At 72.9% G+C, this 15,882-nt stretch carries 18 protein-coding genes; 8 read left to right on the forward strand and 10 right to left on the reverse strand.

Going from position 1 to position 15,882, the window contains the following annotated elements; translation table 11 throughout:
• Nucleotides 1-852 carry an STAS domain-containing protein gene (locus DFQ13_RS12155; RefSeq protein ID WP_063935977.1) on the reverse strand — a complete coding sequence of 284 codons (852 nt, stop codon included), beginning with the start codon at nucleotides 850-852 and terminating at the stop codon, nucleotides 1-3.
• Nucleotides 853-1,078: 226 nt separating this feature from the next.
• Here DFQ13_RS12155 and DFQ13_RS12160 point away from each other — a divergent pair, with 226 nt between their 5' ends.
• On the forward strand, nucleotides 1,079-2,347 hold the full coding sequence (locus tag DFQ13_RS12160) for a PP2C family protein-serine/threonine phosphatase (protein ID WP_233438373.1): 1,269 nt from the start codon (nucleotides 1,079-1,081) through the stop codon (nucleotides 2,345-2,347).
• A gap of 296 nt (nucleotides 2,348-2,643) precedes the next feature.
• Here the strand turns inward: DFQ13_RS12160 and DFQ13_RS33785 are convergent, their stop codons facing one another.
• Nucleotides 2,644-3,057: a hypothetical protein gene (locus DFQ13_RS33785; RefSeq protein WP_161784490.1), complete on the reverse strand. Its 414-nt coding sequence runs from the start codon at nucleotides 3,055-3,057 to the stop codon at nucleotides 2,644-2,646.
• Between the two features lie 376 nt (nucleotides 3,058-3,433).
• Between DFQ13_RS33785 and DFQ13_RS12170 the strand changes: the two genes are divergently transcribed.
• Nucleotides 3,434-4,627 (forward strand): PP2C family protein-serine/threonine phosphatase, encoded by a 1,194-nt coding sequence (locus tag DFQ13_RS12170; RefSeq protein WP_110079863.1) that lies wholly within the window; start codon nucleotides 3,434-3,436, stop codon nucleotides 4,625-4,627.
• Nucleotides 4,628-4,729: 102 nt separating this feature from the next.
• The gene (locus DFQ13_RS12175; protein ID WP_110079864.1) at nucleotides 4,730-5,113 is read left to right on the forward strand and encodes an ATP-binding protein; all 384 of its coding nucleotides are present in this window, start codon (nucleotides 4,730-4,732) and stop codon (nucleotides 5,111-5,113) included.
• An 18-nt stretch (nucleotides 5,114-5,131) separates the two neighbouring features.
• On the opposite strand, the gene DFQ13_RS12180 is transcribed toward DFQ13_RS12175, so the two are convergent.
• Entirely contained in the window at nucleotides 5,132-6,016 is an 885-nt protein-coding gene (locus tag DFQ13_RS12180) for an SPFH domain-containing protein (protein ID WP_110079865.1), read from the reverse strand.
• 260 nt (nucleotides 6,017-6,276) lie between these two features.
• Here DFQ13_RS12180 and DFQ13_RS12185 point away from each other — a divergent pair, with 260 nt between their 5' ends.
• Nucleotides 6,277-7,212 (forward strand): aminoglycoside phosphotransferase/kinase family protein, encoded by a 936-nt coding sequence (locus DFQ13_RS12185; RefSeq protein ID WP_110080145.1) that lies wholly within the window; start codon nucleotides 6,277-6,279, stop codon nucleotides 7,210-7,212.
• Complete coding sequence (mmuM, locus tag DFQ13_RS12190; RefSeq protein WP_233438374.1) at nucleotides 7,209-8,120, forward strand: homocysteine S-methyltransferase; 912 nt, start codon at nucleotides 7,209-7,211, stop codon at nucleotides 8,118-8,120. The genes DFQ13_RS12185 and mmuM overlap by 4 nt, the downstream gene beginning before the upstream one ends.
• A 79-nt stretch (nucleotides 8,121-8,199) precedes the next feature.
• On the opposite strand, the gene DFQ13_RS33790 is transcribed toward mmuM, so the two are convergent.
• The gene (locus DFQ13_RS33790) at nucleotides 8,200-8,352 is read right to left on the reverse strand and encodes a hypothetical protein (RefSeq protein WP_181399938.1); all 153 of its coding nucleotides are present in this window, start codon (nucleotides 8,350-8,352) and stop codon (nucleotides 8,200-8,202) included.
• Nucleotides 8,353-8,510: 158 nt separating this feature from the next.
• On the opposite strand from DFQ13_RS33790, the gene DFQ13_RS12195 reads away from it, so the two are divergent.
• Nucleotides 8,511-8,954, forward strand: a complete 444-nt coding sequence (locus DFQ13_RS12195; protein ID WP_035284808.1) for an SRPBCC family protein — start codon at nucleotides 8,511-8,513, stop codon at nucleotides 8,952-8,954.
• An 80-nt stretch (nucleotides 8,955-9,034) separates the two neighbouring features.
• On the opposite strand, the gene DFQ13_RS12200 is transcribed toward DFQ13_RS12195, so the two are convergent.
• Genes DFQ13_RS12200 through DFQ13_RS12210 form a run of 3 tightly spaced genes read right to left on the reverse strand, consistent with a single transcriptional unit; the run spans nucleotide 9,035 to nucleotide 11,850 of the window.
• Nucleotides 9,035-10,615 (reverse strand): phytoene desaturase family protein, encoded by a 1,581-nt coding sequence (locus DFQ13_RS12200; RefSeq protein ID WP_035284807.1) that lies wholly within the window; start codon nucleotides 10,613-10,615, stop codon nucleotides 9,035-9,037.
• Nucleotides 10,616-10,639: 24 nt separating this feature from the next.
• Entirely contained in the window at nucleotides 10,640-10,837 is a 198-nt protein-coding gene (locus DFQ13_RS12205; RefSeq protein ID WP_035284805.1) for a CDGSH iron-sulfur domain-containing protein, read from the reverse strand.
• 23 nt (nucleotides 10,838-10,860) lie between these two features.
• Nucleotides 10,861-11,850 (reverse strand): iron-containing redox enzyme family protein, encoded by a 990-nt coding sequence (locus DFQ13_RS12210; protein WP_110079866.1) that lies wholly within the window; start codon nucleotides 11,848-11,850, stop codon nucleotides 10,861-10,863.
• 232 nt (nucleotides 11,851-12,082) lie between these two features.
• Here DFQ13_RS12210 and ppk2 point away from each other — a divergent pair, with 232 nt between their 5' ends.
• Nucleotides 12,083-13,075: a polyphosphate kinase 2 gene (gene ppk2 / locus DFQ13_RS12215; RefSeq protein ID WP_181399939.1), complete on the forward strand. Its 993-nt coding sequence runs from the start codon at nucleotides 12,083-12,085 to the stop codon at nucleotides 13,073-13,075.
• Nucleotides 13,076-13,217: 142 nt separating this feature from the next.
• On the opposite strand, the gene DFQ13_RS35945 is transcribed toward ppk2, so the two are convergent.
• A complete protein-coding gene (locus DFQ13_RS35945) occupies nucleotides 13,218-13,457 on the reverse strand; it encodes an RICIN domain-containing protein (RefSeq protein ID WP_407643163.1) in 240 nt (79 codons plus the stop codon).
• On the opposite strand from DFQ13_RS35945, the gene DFQ13_RS33800 reads away from it, so the two are divergent.
• Nucleotides 13,371-14,180 (forward strand): tetratricopeptide repeat protein, encoded by an 810-nt coding sequence (locus DFQ13_RS33800; RefSeq protein ID WP_181399941.1) that lies wholly within the window; start codon nucleotides 13,371-13,373, stop codon nucleotides 14,178-14,180. The genes DFQ13_RS35945 and DFQ13_RS33800 overlap by 87 nt on opposite strands.
• 3 nt (nucleotides 14,181-14,183) lie before the next feature.
• Here the strand turns inward: DFQ13_RS33800 and DFQ13_RS12230 are convergent, their stop codons facing one another.
• Both DFQ13_RS12230 and DFQ13_RS12235 read right to left on the reverse strand, forming a co-directional pair.
• Nucleotides 14,184-15,212 (reverse strand): zinc-dependent alcohol dehydrogenase, encoded by a 1,029-nt coding sequence (locus tag DFQ13_RS12230; RefSeq protein ID WP_110079869.1) that lies wholly within the window; start codon nucleotides 15,210-15,212, stop codon nucleotides 14,184-14,186.
• A gap of 10 nt (nucleotides 15,213-15,222) precedes the next feature.
• The gene (locus DFQ13_RS12235; RefSeq protein WP_181399942.1) at nucleotides 15,223-15,861 is read right to left on the reverse strand and encodes an SMI1/KNR4 family protein; all 639 of its coding nucleotides are present in this window, start codon (nucleotides 15,859-15,861) and stop codon (nucleotides 15,223-15,225) included.
• Nucleotides 15,862-15,882 lie beyond the last annotated feature (21 nt).

Genomic DNA, 15,882 nt, shown 5'->3' on the forward strand with positions numbered 1-15,882 from the left:
TCAGCGCCCGGTCCGACCGCGCACCACGTCGACGCCCGAGCGCCGCAGCGCGTGCAGCAGCGCGTCGGCCAGGGAGGCCTTGGTGGTGATGTCGCCGAACTCGATGCCCAGCTCCACGATGGTCTGCGCGATGTGCGGGCGGATGCCGGAGATCGTGCACTCCGCGCCCATCAGCCGCGCCGCGGTGGCGGTCTTGAGCAGGTACTGGGCGACCTGGGTGTCGACCGCCAGGACCCCGGTGATGTCGATGATGGCGTGCTCGGCGCCGGTGTTGACCAGCGACTCCAGCAGCTTCTCCATCACCACCTGGGTGCGCCCGGAGTCCAGCGTGCCGACCAGCGGCACCGCCAGCACCCCGTCCCACAGCTTGACCACCGGCGTGGTCAGCTCCAGCAACTGCGCGGCCTGCTCGTCGATGACCTCCTCGCGGGCCTTGGCGTAGGCCTCGAACGTCCACAGCCCCAGCGCGTCGAGGAGCTGGGAGACGGTCACCAGCTCGGCGATGCCCGCGCCCTCATCGCCCTCGATCACCTCGAACACGGCCCGCTTGAGCGAGAAGACGCCGGTGGCGGTCTCGGTCGGGGTGAAGCCTGCCCGCGCCCGCCGCCGCGACAGCTCCGAGAGCAGCGCCCGCACCTCGGCGTACGCCTCGTCGTCGACGTCGCGGCTGCCGGTCTCGACCGCCGCCAGGAAAGCCTCGAACAGCTCGCCCAGCTCGCGCTCCAACTCGGCCCGGCTGACCCGGCCGCGCAGCGGTGCGGCGGTCAGCTCCACCCAGCGCTCGGTGAGGGACCGCGCGGACGATCGCAGCAGCCCCGAGATCCCGTCGTCGCGCCCTGCCGCAACCGTCATCAACGCCTCCTCGAACCTTCGACTCGCGGCAGCTTAGCCTCGCCCGCTCCGGCCGCACCCGGTGCCGCGCCCGTGTCCGCGCGGGGCCGGTCGCCGGGGTCGCGCCGCGGTGCGGCGTCGGGGGTGACGCGCCCGCCGGGAGGTAGGGTGGGACGTCCGGTATCAGCTCACACGGCGATTGCCACGCGCTTGTGCTGTTCACCCGATGTGCACCGTAGGGCGTGGGATGGGGTTGGCGATGGGTGGTGGCCGCGGTCCGGACGTGCGGCTGCGCGTGCTCGAGGCGATCACCGACACGGCGCTGCGGGACCTGGACCTGGACAAGCTGTTCGAGGTGATGGTGTGGCGGGTGCGCGAGCTGTTCGCCGTCGACACCGCGACCATCCTCCTGCTCGACGTCCGCGGTGAGCAGTTGGTGGCCAGGGCGACCTCGGGCCTGGAGGAGGAGGTCTTCCAGGGCGTCCGCATCCCGGTGGGGACGGGGTTCGCCGGGCGGGTCGCCCGGGAGCGCGAGCCGGTGGCGCTCGACCACGTCGACGAGTCCACGGTGGTCAACCCGCTGCTGTGGGAGCGGGGCCTGCGGGCGCTGCTGGGCGTGCCCATGGTGACCCAGGGCGAGGTGGTCGGGGTGCTGCACGTCGGCAGCACCACACCCCGCCGGTTCACCGACGAGGAGGTCGACCTGCTGCAACTCGTCGCGGACCGGCTGGCGATGGCCGCGCACACGCACCGGTCGCGGTCGGAGCGGGCCGCGGCGGCCATGTTGCAGGACAGCCTGCTGCCCGGCCTCCTGCCGACCTCCCCGGACTGGGACCTGGCCGCCCGCTACGTCACCGGGGCCGAGAGCGGCGTCGGCGGCGACTGGTACGACGTGTTCGACCTCCCCGGCGGGCGCATCGGCCTGGTCGTCGGTGACGTGGCGGGCAACGGGCTGGCCGCGGCCATCGTCATGGGGCGCCTGCGCAGCGCCCTGCGCGCCTACGCCCTGGAGTTCACCGACCCCGCGGAGGTGCTGGGCAAGCTCGACCGCAAGGCCACCCACTTCGCGGGCCACGGCATGGCCACGGTCGCCTACGCGGTCGTCGAGACGGCGACCGGCCGCATGGACCTGGCCCTGGCGGGCCACCTCCCGCCCCTGATCGCCGTGCCGGGGCGGGAGACCGCGTTCGTCGACGCCCCCCTCGGCCCGCCGGTCGGCTACGGCTTGGCCATCACCGGGCGCCGCAGCGCCCGCGCCGACATCCCGTTCGGCGCCCTGATCGCCTTCTACACCGACGGCCTGGTCGAGCGCCGCGAGCTGGACCTGGACAGCCGCCTGGAAACCCTCCGGCGGGTGGTGACCCCGGTGTCGCCGGAGCGGGCCTGCGTCCGCATCATGGCCGCCCTCGTCGGCGACCGGCCCGCCACCGACGACATCACGCTGCTCGCGATCCGGCACAAGCACGCGTCCGAGCCCGACCGGGCCGCCGCGCCCTGGATCACGTCCACGCCCTGAGCCCCGTCGGCGGCGTGGGCACCGGCCGCCGTGGGCGGTTCCCGCACCGCGAGGTGGGGCCGGAATGACCTCGGCTCCCTTTCCCCGGAGATCTGGGCGTGCCCCTCGCTCCCGGCTTTCCGCGCCTCCGCCGACGGCGGGGCGGAGAAGTGTCGGAAGAATCAGGAGGTGCGAATGGTATCCCTGTGGGTGACGACGAAAAATAACTCCGGGCGAGCCGTTCGGCTCGCCCGGAGTTCTAACGCTTTTCGCGATCCCGCTCAGTGCGGATCACGGCGACACAGACCCGGTGTGGGTCAGTTGTCCCAGTCGCCCGCGCTGGAGGCGATCTCCGCCGACGAGGCGCCGTTGGGGCCCGCCACGTTCGAGGACCACAGGAAGGCGGCGCCCTGGTCGTCGCCGTCGTAGTCCTCGTCGTCGTCGTTGTTGTAGTTGCCGTGGTGGTTGTGGTGGTGGGGGTGGTCGTCGCCCGCGTAGGCCGCGACCGTGTTGCTGCTGGCGCCACCCGGACCGGTGGCGACCTGCTGGCGCAGGTAGAAGGCGTTGCCCTCGTCGTCGACGGCGCTGACGACGCGGTCGGCGTACGTGCCGTTGGGGCCCGCCGTGGCCGAGCTGGCGCTGTAGTCATCCGCGAGGGCCATTCCGGCCGCACCGACCGTCAGCGGGATCGCGATGAGGCTGCCGACGACCATCCGCGTGATGCTTCGCATTGTTGTCTCCCGATGTTGTAGGTATTCGGTATTAAGTGCCGCCGTTCTCGGCCTGCGCTATTGAAACTACCTGCGCGACTCGGCGGCGCAAGTCCTCTTTCCTGGTCTTCATCCGGACGTGTGAGAATCGGGTGAGGTCCTTGATCGACGTTTAACCCGCGAAAATGCGTTGTCTTCCGGATTCCCGGCACCCCGCCGGAATGGCGCGGGCGCGGCGGTGCGGCCCGGCCCCGGTGGCGCCGCGGTGCCCGGCGCCGCCGTCGCCCCGACGCGACCGGGCGCGGGCCTGTTACCGTGCGTCCACAGCCGACCGGGTGGCTCCCCGACACCCGCGAGCCGGTGTCCCGGCCCCCGGGACGATCTGTGAGGTTGTGCGGTGGACGTCCCGGAGCCGGTCCTGCCGCCGGAGGACGACGCCGAGGACATCTACGAGCACGCCCCCGTCGGCCACCTGTCCACCCGGCCGGACGGCCTCATCGTCAAGGTCAACGCGACACTGCTGCGCTGGCTGGGTCGCACCCGCGCGGACCTGGTCGGCAGCCGCCGCTTCGCTGACCTGCTCCCGGTCGGCGACCGGATCTACCACGAGACGCACCTGTCCCCGCTGCTGCTGGTGCACGGCGAGGTCAACGGCATCGCCGTGCAGGTCAGGACCGCCGACGGCGCCCGGTTGCCGGTGCTGCTGACCGCCACCGTCAAGGCAGGCGCCGACGGGAAGCCGCTGCTCATCCGCATCACCCTGTTCGACGCGCGCGAGCGGCGGGCCTACGAGGAGGAGTTGCTGCGCGCCCGCAAGGCCGCCGACTCCGAGCGCGACCGCGTCCAGTGGCTGGCCACGACCCTGCAGAGCACGCTGCTGCCCCCGGTGCTCGCCGCACCGCCGGGCACCGAGGTCGCCGCGCACTACCACCACGCCAGCGCCGACGAGGTCGGCGGCGACTTCTACGACCTGTTCCCGCTCACCGAGCACCGGTGGGGGCTGTTCCTCGGCGACGTGTGCGGCAAGGGCGCGGAGGCGGCGGCGATCACCTCGCTGACCCGCTACACCCTGCGCGCGGCGGCGGTCTACAACACCGACTGCGCCGCCGTGCTGACCAACCTCAACACCGTGCTCAACCAGGAGAGCGGCAGCCTGGCCCGGTTCTGCACGGTCATCTTCGGCCTGCTCACCCCCGACGGCGACGGCTACGCGGTGACCCTGGCCAGCGGTGGGCACCCGCCCGCGCTGCTGCTGCGCGCCGACGGCACCGTCGACTACCTGCCCACCCCGGGCGGGCAGCTCATCGGCGTCCTGCCGGAGGCCACCATCACCACCGTCACCGTGCACCTGGGCCCCGGCGACACCCTGCTGCTCTACACCGACGGGCTCACCGAGGCCCACACCGGCCGGGACCGGGAGCGCTACGAGGAGGCCGCCCTGCTGACCTTCGCGGCGGGACTGGCCCCCAGCACGGCGCCCGCCGTCGTCCACGCGGCGCGCCGCCTGCTGGCCGGCTTCGGCGCGGGCCTGGAGGACGACGCCGCGGTCCTCGCGATCAGCGTCCCGGCCGCCCCCGCGCCGCCGGGGTGAGGCCGCGCGGGCGATAAGTGTGCACCCGGGCCGCCTGGGTACCCGATCGAGGTCACCGTCCTCCTCGCGTCGCGTCGAGTGGCGATCACAGAGAGGAGAACCATGTCGACCCCGACATACGAAATGCAGCTCGACTCGCCCGACCCGCCCTCGCTGGGCACTGTCCGCGACTGGTCCCGCCGGGTGCTGGAAGGTCTGGACCCGACAACCCTCAGTGACGTCGAACTGGTCATCACCGAACTCGCCACGAACGCCCGCGAGCACGCCACCGGCCCGCGCAGCGTCCGCTTGGCCCGCGAGGACCACACGATCCGCGTCGAGGTGGACGACGCCACCCCGGGTTCCGTGCCGGTCGAGCGCGCCCTCTCCACCTCCGCCCACCGCGGCCGGGGCCTGCTGCTCGTGTCGAAGCTCTGCGACTGCTGGGGCATCCACCGCCACCTCGCGAGCAAGACGGTCTGGGCGCGGCTGAACTTCGCAGGCTGAGCGCGGCCCGGCCCCCGGCTACTTCGTGGGGGACACGATCACCGGTGAGCCCTGGGGGACCGGGAGCACCTGCACCTTGCCGTCCTTGATGGCCTGGTTCACCGCCTGCTGCTGCTGGTACTGCTGGTAGGCGACGATCCCGCCCGGGAACGAGGCCGCGGCCTGCTTGTCGACCTCCACCGCCTGCCCGCGCAGCTCGGCGGCCTGCTTCTCGGTGAGCCCCTGCACCAGCGCGGCCTGGATGCCCGGCTTCTGCAGCAGCACGCTGTTGATGGTGATCAGGTCCACGCCCTGGGTCAGCGACCGCAGGATGTCCGGCAACTGCTCCAGGACGTCCTTCTCCCACTGCGCCTTCGCGGCGGTGTCGGTGTAGAGCTTCTGCCACGGGTACTTGAGGGCCTCGTTGTCGGTGGCCCGGTCGAGGGCGGCACCGACGTAGTTGCGCAGCAGTTCCGACCAGCCCTCCTCCATCTGCTCGCCGCCGTCGGTGGGGGCGGCCTCGTACTTGTAGGCGATCAGCTCGTGGAACATCTGCAGCTTCCCGCCCGGCCACACCTTGCCGGTGGGGTCGGTGAACTGGGCGCAGTCGGTGTTGAGGGTGAACTTCACCGTGCCCGTCACCTTGATCTCCTGGGAGTCCTGGGTGGTGGACGTGAGCGCCGCGGCGTCGAGCCCCTCGCCGTCGCCGAAGGTGAAGTCCCGCTGGCCGGAGGGGTAGTAGTAGTGGTCGTCGTTGACGTCGGAGACGTCGCGGGCGGTCTCGCACTCGACGAACTTGCGGGAGTCGAACGGGCCCGCGCCGTATTGCAGGGACACCTCGCTGGAGGTCGGGTTGGCGATGGAGCAGCCCGCCAGCAGGAGGGCCGGGATCAGCAGCGACGGGGCTAAGGCGCGGGTTCTCACTTGGCGGGTTCCGTTCGTCCGGCGTTCGGGTCGCGAGGGTGGCCCGCACACCGGCGGAGGACGGGGACGACCACGATCACCCCGATGGCGGCCTGCGCGGCGGCTTTCGGGTCCACCTGTAACCCCGGGTGCGGACGCGGGCCAGTGTGGCACAGGGCGTGTCCGGCCCGGGGTGGATTCCGCGCACCGCCGCCCACTCGGACCACCGGCCGCCGGTCGCGTTCGGGACGACCCCGGACGGGCCCGGCTACGGTGGTGGGGTGTTCACCGAAGGGGACCGCGCCGCCCGATCCGGCCGGGCCCGCGACGCCGCCGTGGCCGCCGCGCGCGGGCTGGGCCTCACGGTGCGCGACGCGCGGGTGCTGCACGACGTGTTCTCCGTGGTCGTGCGGCTCGACCCGGCGCCGGTGGTGGCCAGGGTGCCGGTGGTCGTCCCGAGGGCGGTCACCCCCGCGGTGCGGGCGGGTTGCCAGCGGGCGGAACTCGCGGTGACGGCGTGGCTGGCCGGGCGCGGCGCGCCCACCGTCGTCCCGAGCCCGCTCGTGCCCGCCGAACCGGTTCGCCACGGCGGGTTCGCGATGACGTTCTGGGAACGGGTCGACGGCGTCACCGAGTCCACACTGGACCTGCCCGAGCAGGTCGCGCTGACCGCCCGGCTGCACTCGGTGCTGCGCGACTACCCGGGTGAGCCGCGCCTGTTCGCGGCGCTGGAGCACGGCGTGGAGGACGGGTTCCACCAGTTGGCCGACCGCCCGGACCTGCTGGCCCCCGAGGACGTCGACCGCGCCCGGCGGGAGTGGGCGGTCCTGGGCCCGCTCACCACCTCCGCGGACGCGTTCCGGGCCGAGTTCCCCGACGCCACCCTCCAACCGGTCCACGGCGACGCGCCCTACCACAACCTGATCGAGACCCCGGACCGCGTGTACCACTGCGACTTCGAGCACGTGATGCTCGGCCCGGTCGAGTGGGACCTGACCCACGTCGGCGCGCGGGCGCTGGCCGCCTACGACGCCGCCGCTGCCCCGCTCGGCCTGCGGCCTGCCGACCCCCGACTGCTGCGGGCCATGGTGGCGCTGCGCGACCTGCAGATGCTCAGCTTCCTGGCCCTGGCGCCGGAAATGCCGCTCCTGGTCGAGGGCTTGCAGCCGATGGTCGCCGAGTGGCGCGGGAGCGAGTTCGCGGGGGGCCTCGGTTGATCCCCCGAACCCACCCCGTGCTGTCGGGCCCGGGGATCGTCGTCGCGGACGGTGGGCTGGCCACCGAGTTGGAGCGGCGGGGCAACGACCTGTCCGACCCGCTGTGGTCGGCCCGGCTGCTGGTCGACTCCCCGGCGGAGGTCGTGGCCGCCCACGCGGCGTACTTCCGGGCGGGCGCGCGGATCGCCACCACCGCCAGCTACCAGGCGAGCTTCACCGGTTTCGCCGCCCGGGGTCTGGGCTTCGACGACACCGCGGCCCTGCTCCGCCGCGGCGTCGAACTCGCCGACGCGGCCCGGCAGGAGGTCGCGGGCGACGGGGGGCAGCGCTGGATCGCGGCATCGGTCGGGCCGTACGGCGCTGTGCTCGCCGACGGTTCGGAGTACCGGGGCCGCTACGGCAAGACGGTCGCGGAGTTGCGGGCCTGGCACCGCCCGCGGCTGGAAGTCCTGGCCGGATCGGGCGCGGACCTGCTGGCGGTGGAGACCGTGCCGGACGTCGACGAGGCCGAGGCCCTGGTCGATCTGGTGCGGGAACTCGGCGTGCCCGCCTGGGTGAGCTACACCGTCGACGGCGACCGCACCCGCGCCGGGCAACCGCTCGACGAGGCGTTCGCGGTGGTCGACGGCGTGGACGAGGTGATCGCGGTCGGCGTCAACTGCTGCCGCCCGCAGGACGTGCCCGGCGCGATCCGCACCGCCCGGCGGGTCGTGGACAAGCCGGTCGTGGTCTACCCCAACAGCGGCGAGGACTGGACCGGCACCTGGACCGGTGCGGCGCGCTTCGACGCGGCGGCGGCGCGGGGGTGGGCGGCCGATGGGGCGTCGGTGATCGGCGGGTGCTGCCGGGTGGGCCCGGAACTCATCGCCGGGGTGGCCGACCTGCTCCGAGCCGAGCGGCCCGGCTGAACGCGCGATCCCCCGACGCGGGGCGTCGGGGGATCGGCTCGCGCGAGGTCCGCGAGGTCGCCGGGAACCACGCGCGCGGTCAGAAGATGAGTACCGCCAACAGGATCAGCCCGAGGACCACGGCGATGACCGTGGGGATCAAGGCGGGCGAGCGGCGGTAGTGGCTCTGCACCGTGGTGGTGCGGAACCAGCTCCCCGGCAGGCGGCGGCGGTGCTGTTGAACCCGAGGCATGTCTGCTCCAACCCTGGTGCGTCCGGTACGCGATCACAGTTCACGTACCCCCTGTCGGTGGCGATGACACGTGTGGGTGACCCGTGGGTGCGATCAACGGCACCGGGCGGTGCTCCTCCGGCAGGGTTGACCTGCCCACGGCGGGGTATTTCTGTGGCATGGCCGAAGTGACGAGAGACGTCGATGCCCCGGTGTCCCAGGTGTGGGGCGTCATCGCCGACGGGTGGAGCTACGCCGGGTGGGTGGTCGGCGCCTCGCACATCCGCAAGGTCGACGCGGGCTGGCCCGCCCTGGGTACGCGCATCCACCACAGCGTGGGCGCGTGGCCGGTGACCATCGACGACACCACCGAGGTGGTGCGGGTCGACCCGGGCCGCATGATCGAGCTGACCGCCCGCGCCTGGCCGACCGGTGAGGCCCTGGTCCGATTGGAACTGGAGCCCCAGGGCCCGGCGCGCACGCGGATGCGGATGGTCGAGCAGGCCCGCAGCGGCCCCGCGCGGCTGCTGCCCAAGCCGGTGCAGGACGCGCTGCTGAAACCGCGCAACGTCGAGGCGCTGAGCAGGCTCTCCGACCTCGCCCTGCGCCGCAGCGGGGACTGACCGCAACACCGTCCACAGCGAACTCGGCGCTCGTCCCGATCCACCGGGACGAGCGCCGAATCGCGTTGCGGGCAGGAGGATCAGGCGTGCAGCGCGCGTTGGACCCCGCGCATCCCCGCCCGGTACAGCGGGCCGTACCAGGAGCGGGACGCGAGGGCGGCGCGGGCGGCGTTCGCCCCGGCGGAACCGTGCACCCCACCGCCCGGGTGAGCGGAGGCGCCCGCGAGGAACAGGTTCTCCACCACGGTGTCCGGCCGGGACAGCCCCGGGGTCGGGCGGAAGATCAACTGCTGGTGGATGCCCGAGGTGCCCTGGTTGATGGCGCCCTCGACCAGGCTGGGGTTGGCCCGCTCCAGGTCCGCCGGGCCCGCCACCGACCGGCCGATAATCAGGTCGCGGAACCCGGGGGCGTGCCGCTCGATGAGCGCCTCGAACTCCTCCGCCTTCGCCGCCAAGCGCTGCGCGGACCACTGGTCGTCGCGCGGCACGTGGGTGTAGGCCCAGGCCGTCTCGGTGCCCGCGGGGGAGCGGGTGGGGTCGGCGGTCGTCATCTGCCCGAGCAGCAGGAACGGGTGCTCCGGAACCCGGCCGCGGTCCAGGTCGTTGTTCGCCGCGGCCAAGCCGTCCAGGTCGACCCCCAGGTGCACGGTGCCCGCCCCGGCCGCGTCCCGGGAGCGCCAGGGGATCGGCTCCGACAGCGCCCAGTCGACCTTGATCGTGGCGTCGTCCCAGTCGAACCGGCGCAGGTCGCGCACCAGGCTGGCGGGCAGCAGGTCCGCGCCCACCAGGTCCAGCAGCAGCGCCGGGGCGGGCACGTCGGCCACGACCGCCCGGGTGGCCCGGACGTCCTCGCCGTCAGCGGTGCGCACGCCGAGCGCGCGACCGCCCGCCACGTGCACCTTCGTCACCGGTCGACCGCACTCGACCCGCCCGCCCTTGGCCCGCAACCGGGCCACCAAGGCGTCGATCAACCCGCCCGCCCCACCCCGGGGAACGGGGAAGCCGACGTCCTGGGCCAACATGCTCAGCAACCAGCCGAACACCGCGCTGCCCGCCTGGTCCGGCCCGAGGTCGGTGTGCTGGGCGTTGCCCGCCAGCAGCACCCGGGCGCCCTCACCGCCGAACACCTCCTGCCCGAACCGCCGCGACGGCATGGTCAGCACCCGCGCGTCGCGCAGCGCGCCACCCAGGCCGAGGGTGCGCAGCAGACCCAGACCCGCCCGCACCGGGGGGAACGGGCGCAGCACGGCTGCCAGCAGGTCCTCGCGGATGTCGAGGTAGTGCCGGAACAACCCGCGCCACGCCTTGCCGTCACCCGCGCTGAACGCGTCGACCGAGGCCGCCGTCCGCTCCACGTCGCGCGACAGCACCGCCACCCGGTCGTCCGGGAAGAGGTGGGCGAGCACGTCGGGCGCGTGCTCCCAGCGCAGGCCGTGGGCCTCCAGGTCCAGCTCGCGCAGCACCGGGGACGCCGCGCCCAGCGGGTAGAACGCGCTGAACAGGTCGTGCCGGAAACCGGGCACGGTGAGTTCGGCCGTCTTGACGGCGCCGCCCGGCTCGGCCGCCGCCTCCAGTACCAGCACGTCCCAACCCGCGTCCGCGAGCAGGTTCGCGGCGACCAGCCCGTTGGGGCCCGCACCGATCACGACCGCGTCGACCACGGTTCTCCCTTCACAGGTGTCCGCTCACTGGTCGTCGCGGACCTTCCGCCGGTGGCTGGTGTCGCAGAGCGGGAAGGTCTTGCTGCGCTTGCAGGTGCAGACGGCGACCATGAAGCGGTCGGAGTGCACGACCTTACCGTCCGGGGTGCGCAGGTCGACCGGTCCTTCCACCAGCACCGGACCGTCGAGCTCCAGGGACACCTGTCGCGTCGGCTTCGCCATGGGCTTCCTCTCCCGGGAGCGGGTCACAGGGGCAGCAGGAGCGAGGTCCCGCCGGAGTTCCAGGCGCCGAGGACGTGATCGGCGAAGTCCTGTTCCAGCAGGTCGGTCGCCTGGATGCCGAAGACGACGTCGGCGGCGAGTTCCGGTTCGGCCTCGACCAGGCCGCCGACCACGTCGTGGCGGAGCACCTGCTCGTGCACGGCGTCGGCCTCGACGTGCTCGGTGTAGAAGAAGCGGCACGCGGCGGGGGCGTCGAAGCGGGCGAGGGCCTTGTCCATCCGCTGCGCGCTGGGGCCGGTGGTGATCTCGGCGGCGGCGAAGTGCCCGACGAGCGCCCCCCGCAGGCGCCGGTGCAGGCCGAACATCGACATCATGTTGACCGTGGCCAGCGTGGCGGCGGGCACGTGGTCGACGTAGTGCAGGTAGCCCGCGTCCAGACCGGCGGCGGTGAGCAGGTCGGCGTACAGCCGCGAGTGCATCCGGTCGGCCCGACCGCCGCCGAACTCGTCGAACTCCACCGCCACCAGCGCGGCCTTGGCGACCCCGGAGAGCCGGGGGATGACCCAGGCGTGCGGGTCGGCTTCCTTGAGGTGGTAGATCGAACGGTGCGCGAACAACTCCCGCATCTGCTCCCAGGTGCCGTCGGCGACCAGGTGGTGGCTCAGACCGCTGCCCGGCAGGTGCTCGACCAGCAGGTCGTCGAACTCGCCCGCGATGTCCGCGCCACCGCTCACCCGGTCGCGCAGCGCACCCTCGAACTGGGCTTCCAGCCGCGCCCGGAAGCCCAGCAGCTCCGGGTCCCACTCCCACCGGGGGTCGACACCGGGGAAGCCCTGGTAGTGCAATTCGTAGCAGAGGGCCAAGGCGAGTTGCAGGTCCGCGCCCAGCGGGTCGGCGTCCCCCGGCGTCGGGAGCGCGGTGCCTGCGGGCTCCCGCAACACCTCGGCGACGGCCTCGGACAGGGGTCCGCGCGCCGCGGGCAGTCCCGAGGTGCGCACGTCAAGGATTGTCACGGTCTCTCCAGCCCCGTCGGTGTACTCCGTCCGCAGTGGATACCCCGCGCCCGCGGGCGGCAATCGCCGAACGCGTCATGGTTTGCCCCGGGGGCATCACGGGAACAGGTGGCGCCGCGACACCCGTCGGTGGGCGATCGGTGCCTGCCTGTGCTCGGGGTGTCGGTGTGGGGAACCGGGCGGTCCGATCGGGGTGTGGGTTCCGGCGCGGTCGGGTATGTCTGGTTTCGTGATGAACGACGGGGTCGACGCGGCCGAGGTGTTCCCGGAGCTGCGCACGAAGCTGCGCGTGGAGTTCTCCGACGACGACGATCCGGTGCTCATCCGCGAGGACGGGAGCGCCGTCGAGACCTGGCGGGAGAACTACCCGCTCGACGAGCGCATGACGCGGGCGGAGTACAACCACACCAAGCGCCTGCTGCAAATCGAACTGCTGAAGTTGCAGTACTGGGTCAAGGACACCGGCGGGCGCATGGTCATCGTGTTCGAGGGGCGCGACGCGGCGGGCAAGGGCGGGACCATCAAGCGGTTCACCGAGCACCTCAACCCCCGTGGCGCCCGGGTCGTGGCGCTGGGCAAGCCGACCGACCGCGAGCAGGGGGAGTGGTACTTCCAGCGCTACGTCACCCACCTGCCCACCGCCGGTGAGATCGTCATGTTCGACCGGTCCTGGTACAACCGCGCGGGCGTGGAGCGGGTGATGGGCTACTGCGACCAGGAGCAGTACGACCGGTTCATCCGCCAGGCGCCCGCCTTCGAGCGGATGCTCGTCGACGACGGGGTGCTGCTGGTCAAGCTGTGGTTCTCGGTGTCGCGGGCGGAGCAGCGCACCCGGTTCATCATCCGCCAGGTCGACCCGGTCCGGCAGTGGAAGCTCAGCGCCAACGACATCGAGTCCCTGGACCGGTGGGACGCCTACACCAAGGCGAAGGTGGAGATGTTCCGCGCCACCGACACCGAGCAGGCGCCGTGGACCGTGGTCAAGAGCAACGACAAGAAGCGCGCCCGCGTCGAGGCGATGCGCAGCGTCCTGGCCCGCTTCGACTACAGCGACCGGAACCCGGAGACCATCGGCAGCCCGGACCCGCGCATCGTCGGCCCGGCCGCCACCCTGCTGGAGGCGGGGGAGGACGACACCGACCTGACCCCGACCCCGCTGGCGGCGGGCCTGGCGGCCGACCACGGTCCCGGCGAGCACCCCGGACGGCGGGTCCACGCGGGTTGATCGGCGGTGCGGATCGCCGTCCCGGCGATTGTCCACATGGTTTTCACCCGGTCAGCGAATCGCACACGACGAAGGCCCGACGCCGGGGCGTCGGGCCTTCGTCGGAGTTCGCTCAGGGTGGAGCCGGACCTCCGGGGGCCGGTCAGTACCAGAGCTGGTTGCCGTCGATGTAGCAGTCCCATATGCCCACCGGGGCACCGTTGTTGTTGTAGTAGTTCAGGATTTCCAGGCACCGGCTGTTGTACAGCGACCGGATGTCCGCACCCAGGGAGTACCACTTCTGGTTGGGGCCGCCGTGGCAGTCCCACACGCCCGCGGGAGCACCGTCGGCGCCTGGTACCTGGCCTGGTACCTCAGCACCTACCACCGCCAGCGCGGCCACCTGCTCGAGGACGTCGCCGTCTGGCGGCTCGGCCTCGGCGCCGCCACCCGCCTCGGCGACCCGGCCCGGGAACTCGTCGCCCACCGCGGCCTCGGCTCCGCGTGCGCCAGGGTCGGCGCGCACGCCGAGGCTCTGGAACACCTCAACCGCGCCCTCGCCCTGGCCAGGGACACCGGCGACACCACCCAGCAGGCCCACACCGACCGGGCCCTGGCCCAGGTGTGGCACCAGCGCGGCGAGAACGAACGGGCTCTCGACCACAGCACCCGGGCACTGCGCCGGTACACGGCGGAGGGCAACCCGGCCCGCGAGGCCGAGGCGCTCAGCGACACCGGCTGGTACCTCGCCCTGCTCGGCCGCTACTCCGAGGGGAGGGTGGCCCGCGAGGCGGCCCTGTCCTGGTTCCGCCGCCACGGCCACCGCAGCCGCGAAGCCGCCGTCCGCGACACCCTGGGCGTCATCGCCCGGTGCACCGGCAGGCACGGCGAAGCCCTCGACCACCACCGCCACGCCCTCGACCACCACCGCCACGCCCTCGACCTGCACCGCCTGCTGGGCGACAGCCACGCCGAGGCCGACACCCTCGACCACCTCGGCCACGCCCACGCCGCCCTGGGCGGGCGGGCGCAGGCGGGGGAGAGCTGGCAGCGGGCACTGGAGCTGCACCGCTCCCAACACCGCGAACGGGAAGCCGAGCGCGTCGCGGACCAACTCGGCGCGTGACCCTCAGACCGCCGACGGGCCGCGGTGGGGATCGACGTGGACCTTCGGCCCGGGACCGGCCCCCACCGGGCGCCACCCGGACAACACCCGACCCACCTGGTCGAGCCCGACCGTGGCCGCGACGAGGTCACGCGGGTCCACCGCCCCGGAGGCGTAGGCGTCGATCGTGGCCGCCAGCGCGGGGGATGCGCCCAGGACGCCCACCGCGGTCACGTCCTTGAGCGCCAACACCCGGGTGTCGACCGCGCTGGGCGAACCCGCGAGGCCGATGTAGACCACCCGCTTGCCCGGCTCCACCAACTCCACCGCCAGAGCGGGCAGCGCCGGGGAGTTCGAGGCGTCGACCACGGCGTCGAACGGCACCGGGGGCAGCGCGTCGGCGGTCCACACCCCGGCCAACCCCATGCCGCGCGCGAAGGTCTGATCGCCGCCCGCCGGACCCACCAGGTGCACCTCGACCCCGCGCGCCCGCGCGAACCGGGCGACGAGCAGCCCGATCGTCCCGGGGCCGAGCACCAGGAGCCGGTCACCCGGCCGCAGGTCGGCGGCCAGCACGGCGCGCAGCGCGTTGCCCCCCGGCTCCACCAGGGCGCCGAGGGCGGCGTCGACGGAGTCCGGCAGCCGGTGCAGCGCGGTCACCGGGACGGCGAGCCGCTCGGCGAGGGCACCGGGGAACCCACCCCGCACCCCGATCTCGAAGCGGTCCGCGCACACGTGGTGGCGCCCGTCGAGGCACCGGTGGCAGCGCCCGCACCCGAGCATGGTGTCCCCGGTGACCCGGCGCCCCAGCCACACCGGGTCCACCCCGCCGCCGACGGCCGTGACGGCGCCGCACCACTCGTGGCCCAACCGCATCGGGTAGGCGGCGTCCCCGGTGTGCAGGTAGCTCATCTCCCCGGTGAAGAACTCCACATCGGTCCCGCAGACCCCCACCCGCTCGACGTCCACGACCACCTGCCCCACCCCGGCGACGGGATCGGGCACGTCCAGCACCTCGGCGCGTCGCGGACCGGTGACGACCAACGCCCTCATCGCGCGCCGCTCACCCGTCGCCCGCCGGGATGGTGGACATGCTCCACCAGTCGTCCTCGGATACCGGCTGGAAGAGGTGTCGAGCCGCCATCGGAGGAGCGACCAGGTTTTCCGGATCTCCGGCCAACACCTTGCTGACAATGGTTCCGCGGACCAGGCCCGCGAGGAATTCCACCGCCCCGCAGTCGAACTCCTCGACGACCGGGAAGAGCTCATCGCACCGCCAGATGCCTCCGTTGGACACGGCGACGGTCCACTTATCGGGGGACTGGCCGGGTTTGCGGACCCACAACAGGACCTCGCGGGCTGTCCGAGCCCAAGGAATCATCCCCCCGGGTTCAGGGTGGATCGGGTGCGGGACGTCCTCGGGGTGCTCGTCCCGCCAGTCGCGCAACTCACGCATCTCGGTGCTGAACTGGTACAGGTAATCCAGTTTGCCCGCAACGGTGTGCGGTGGCATCACGATGGCCTCGCCGAGGTGCAGGTTGGCGGCGTTGAAGGTGCCGGGTGCGAAGGTGGCGAGCAGTTCCTTGTAGTCGGCGGGCAGCTCCACCCCCAGGTCCGCCTCGACCGCGTCCCAGGCCACCGGCCCGTAGGCCGACCCCCGCCACCCGGTGAGGTCCACCAGTTCCCGCACGAATTCATCCACTGCGCCACTCCGTGTCCTCAT

The organism is Actinokineospora spheciospongiae (assembly GCF_003182415.1).
GTDB classification, from domain to species: domain Bacteria; phylum Actinomycetota; class Actinomycetes; order Mycobacteriales; family Pseudonocardiaceae; genus Actinokineospora; species Actinokineospora spheciospongiae.

Coding starts and splice junctions, on each gene's coding strand:
- DFQ13_RS12155 (WP_063935977.1), bottom strand. CDS start 852: ATGACGGTTGCGGCAGGGCGCGACGACGGGATCTCGGGGCTGCTGCGA.
- DFQ13_RS12160 (WP_233438373.1), top strand. CDS start 1,079: ATGGGGTTGGCGATGGGTGGTGGCCGCGGTCCGGACGTGCGGCTGCGC.
- DFQ13_RS33785 (WP_161784490.1), bottom strand. CDS start 3,057: ATGCGAAGCATCACGCGGATGGTCGTCGGCAGCCTCATCGCGATCCCG.
- DFQ13_RS12175 (WP_110079864.1), top strand. CDS start 4,730: ATGTCGACCCCGACATACGAAATGCAGCTCGACTCGCCCGACCCGCCC.
- DFQ13_RS33790 (WP_181399938.1), bottom strand. CDS start 8,352: ATGCCTCGGGTTCAACAGCACCGCCGCCGCCTGCCGGGGAGCTGGTTC.
- DFQ13_RS12195 (WP_035284808.1), top strand. CDS start 8,511: ATGGCCGAAGTGACGAGAGACGTCGATGCCCCGGTGTCCCAGGTGTGG.
- DFQ13_RS12205 (WP_035284805.1), bottom strand. CDS start 10,837: ATGGCGAAGCCGACGCGACAGGTGTCCCTGGAGCTCGACGGTCCGGTG.
- ppk2 (WP_181399939.1), top strand. CDS start 12,083: ATGAACGACGGGGTCGACGCGGCCGAGGTGTTCCCGGAGCTGCGCACG.
- DFQ13_RS12230 (WP_110079869.1), bottom strand. CDS start 15,212: ATGAGGGCGTTGGTCGTCACCGGTCCGCGACGCGCCGAGGTGCTGGAC.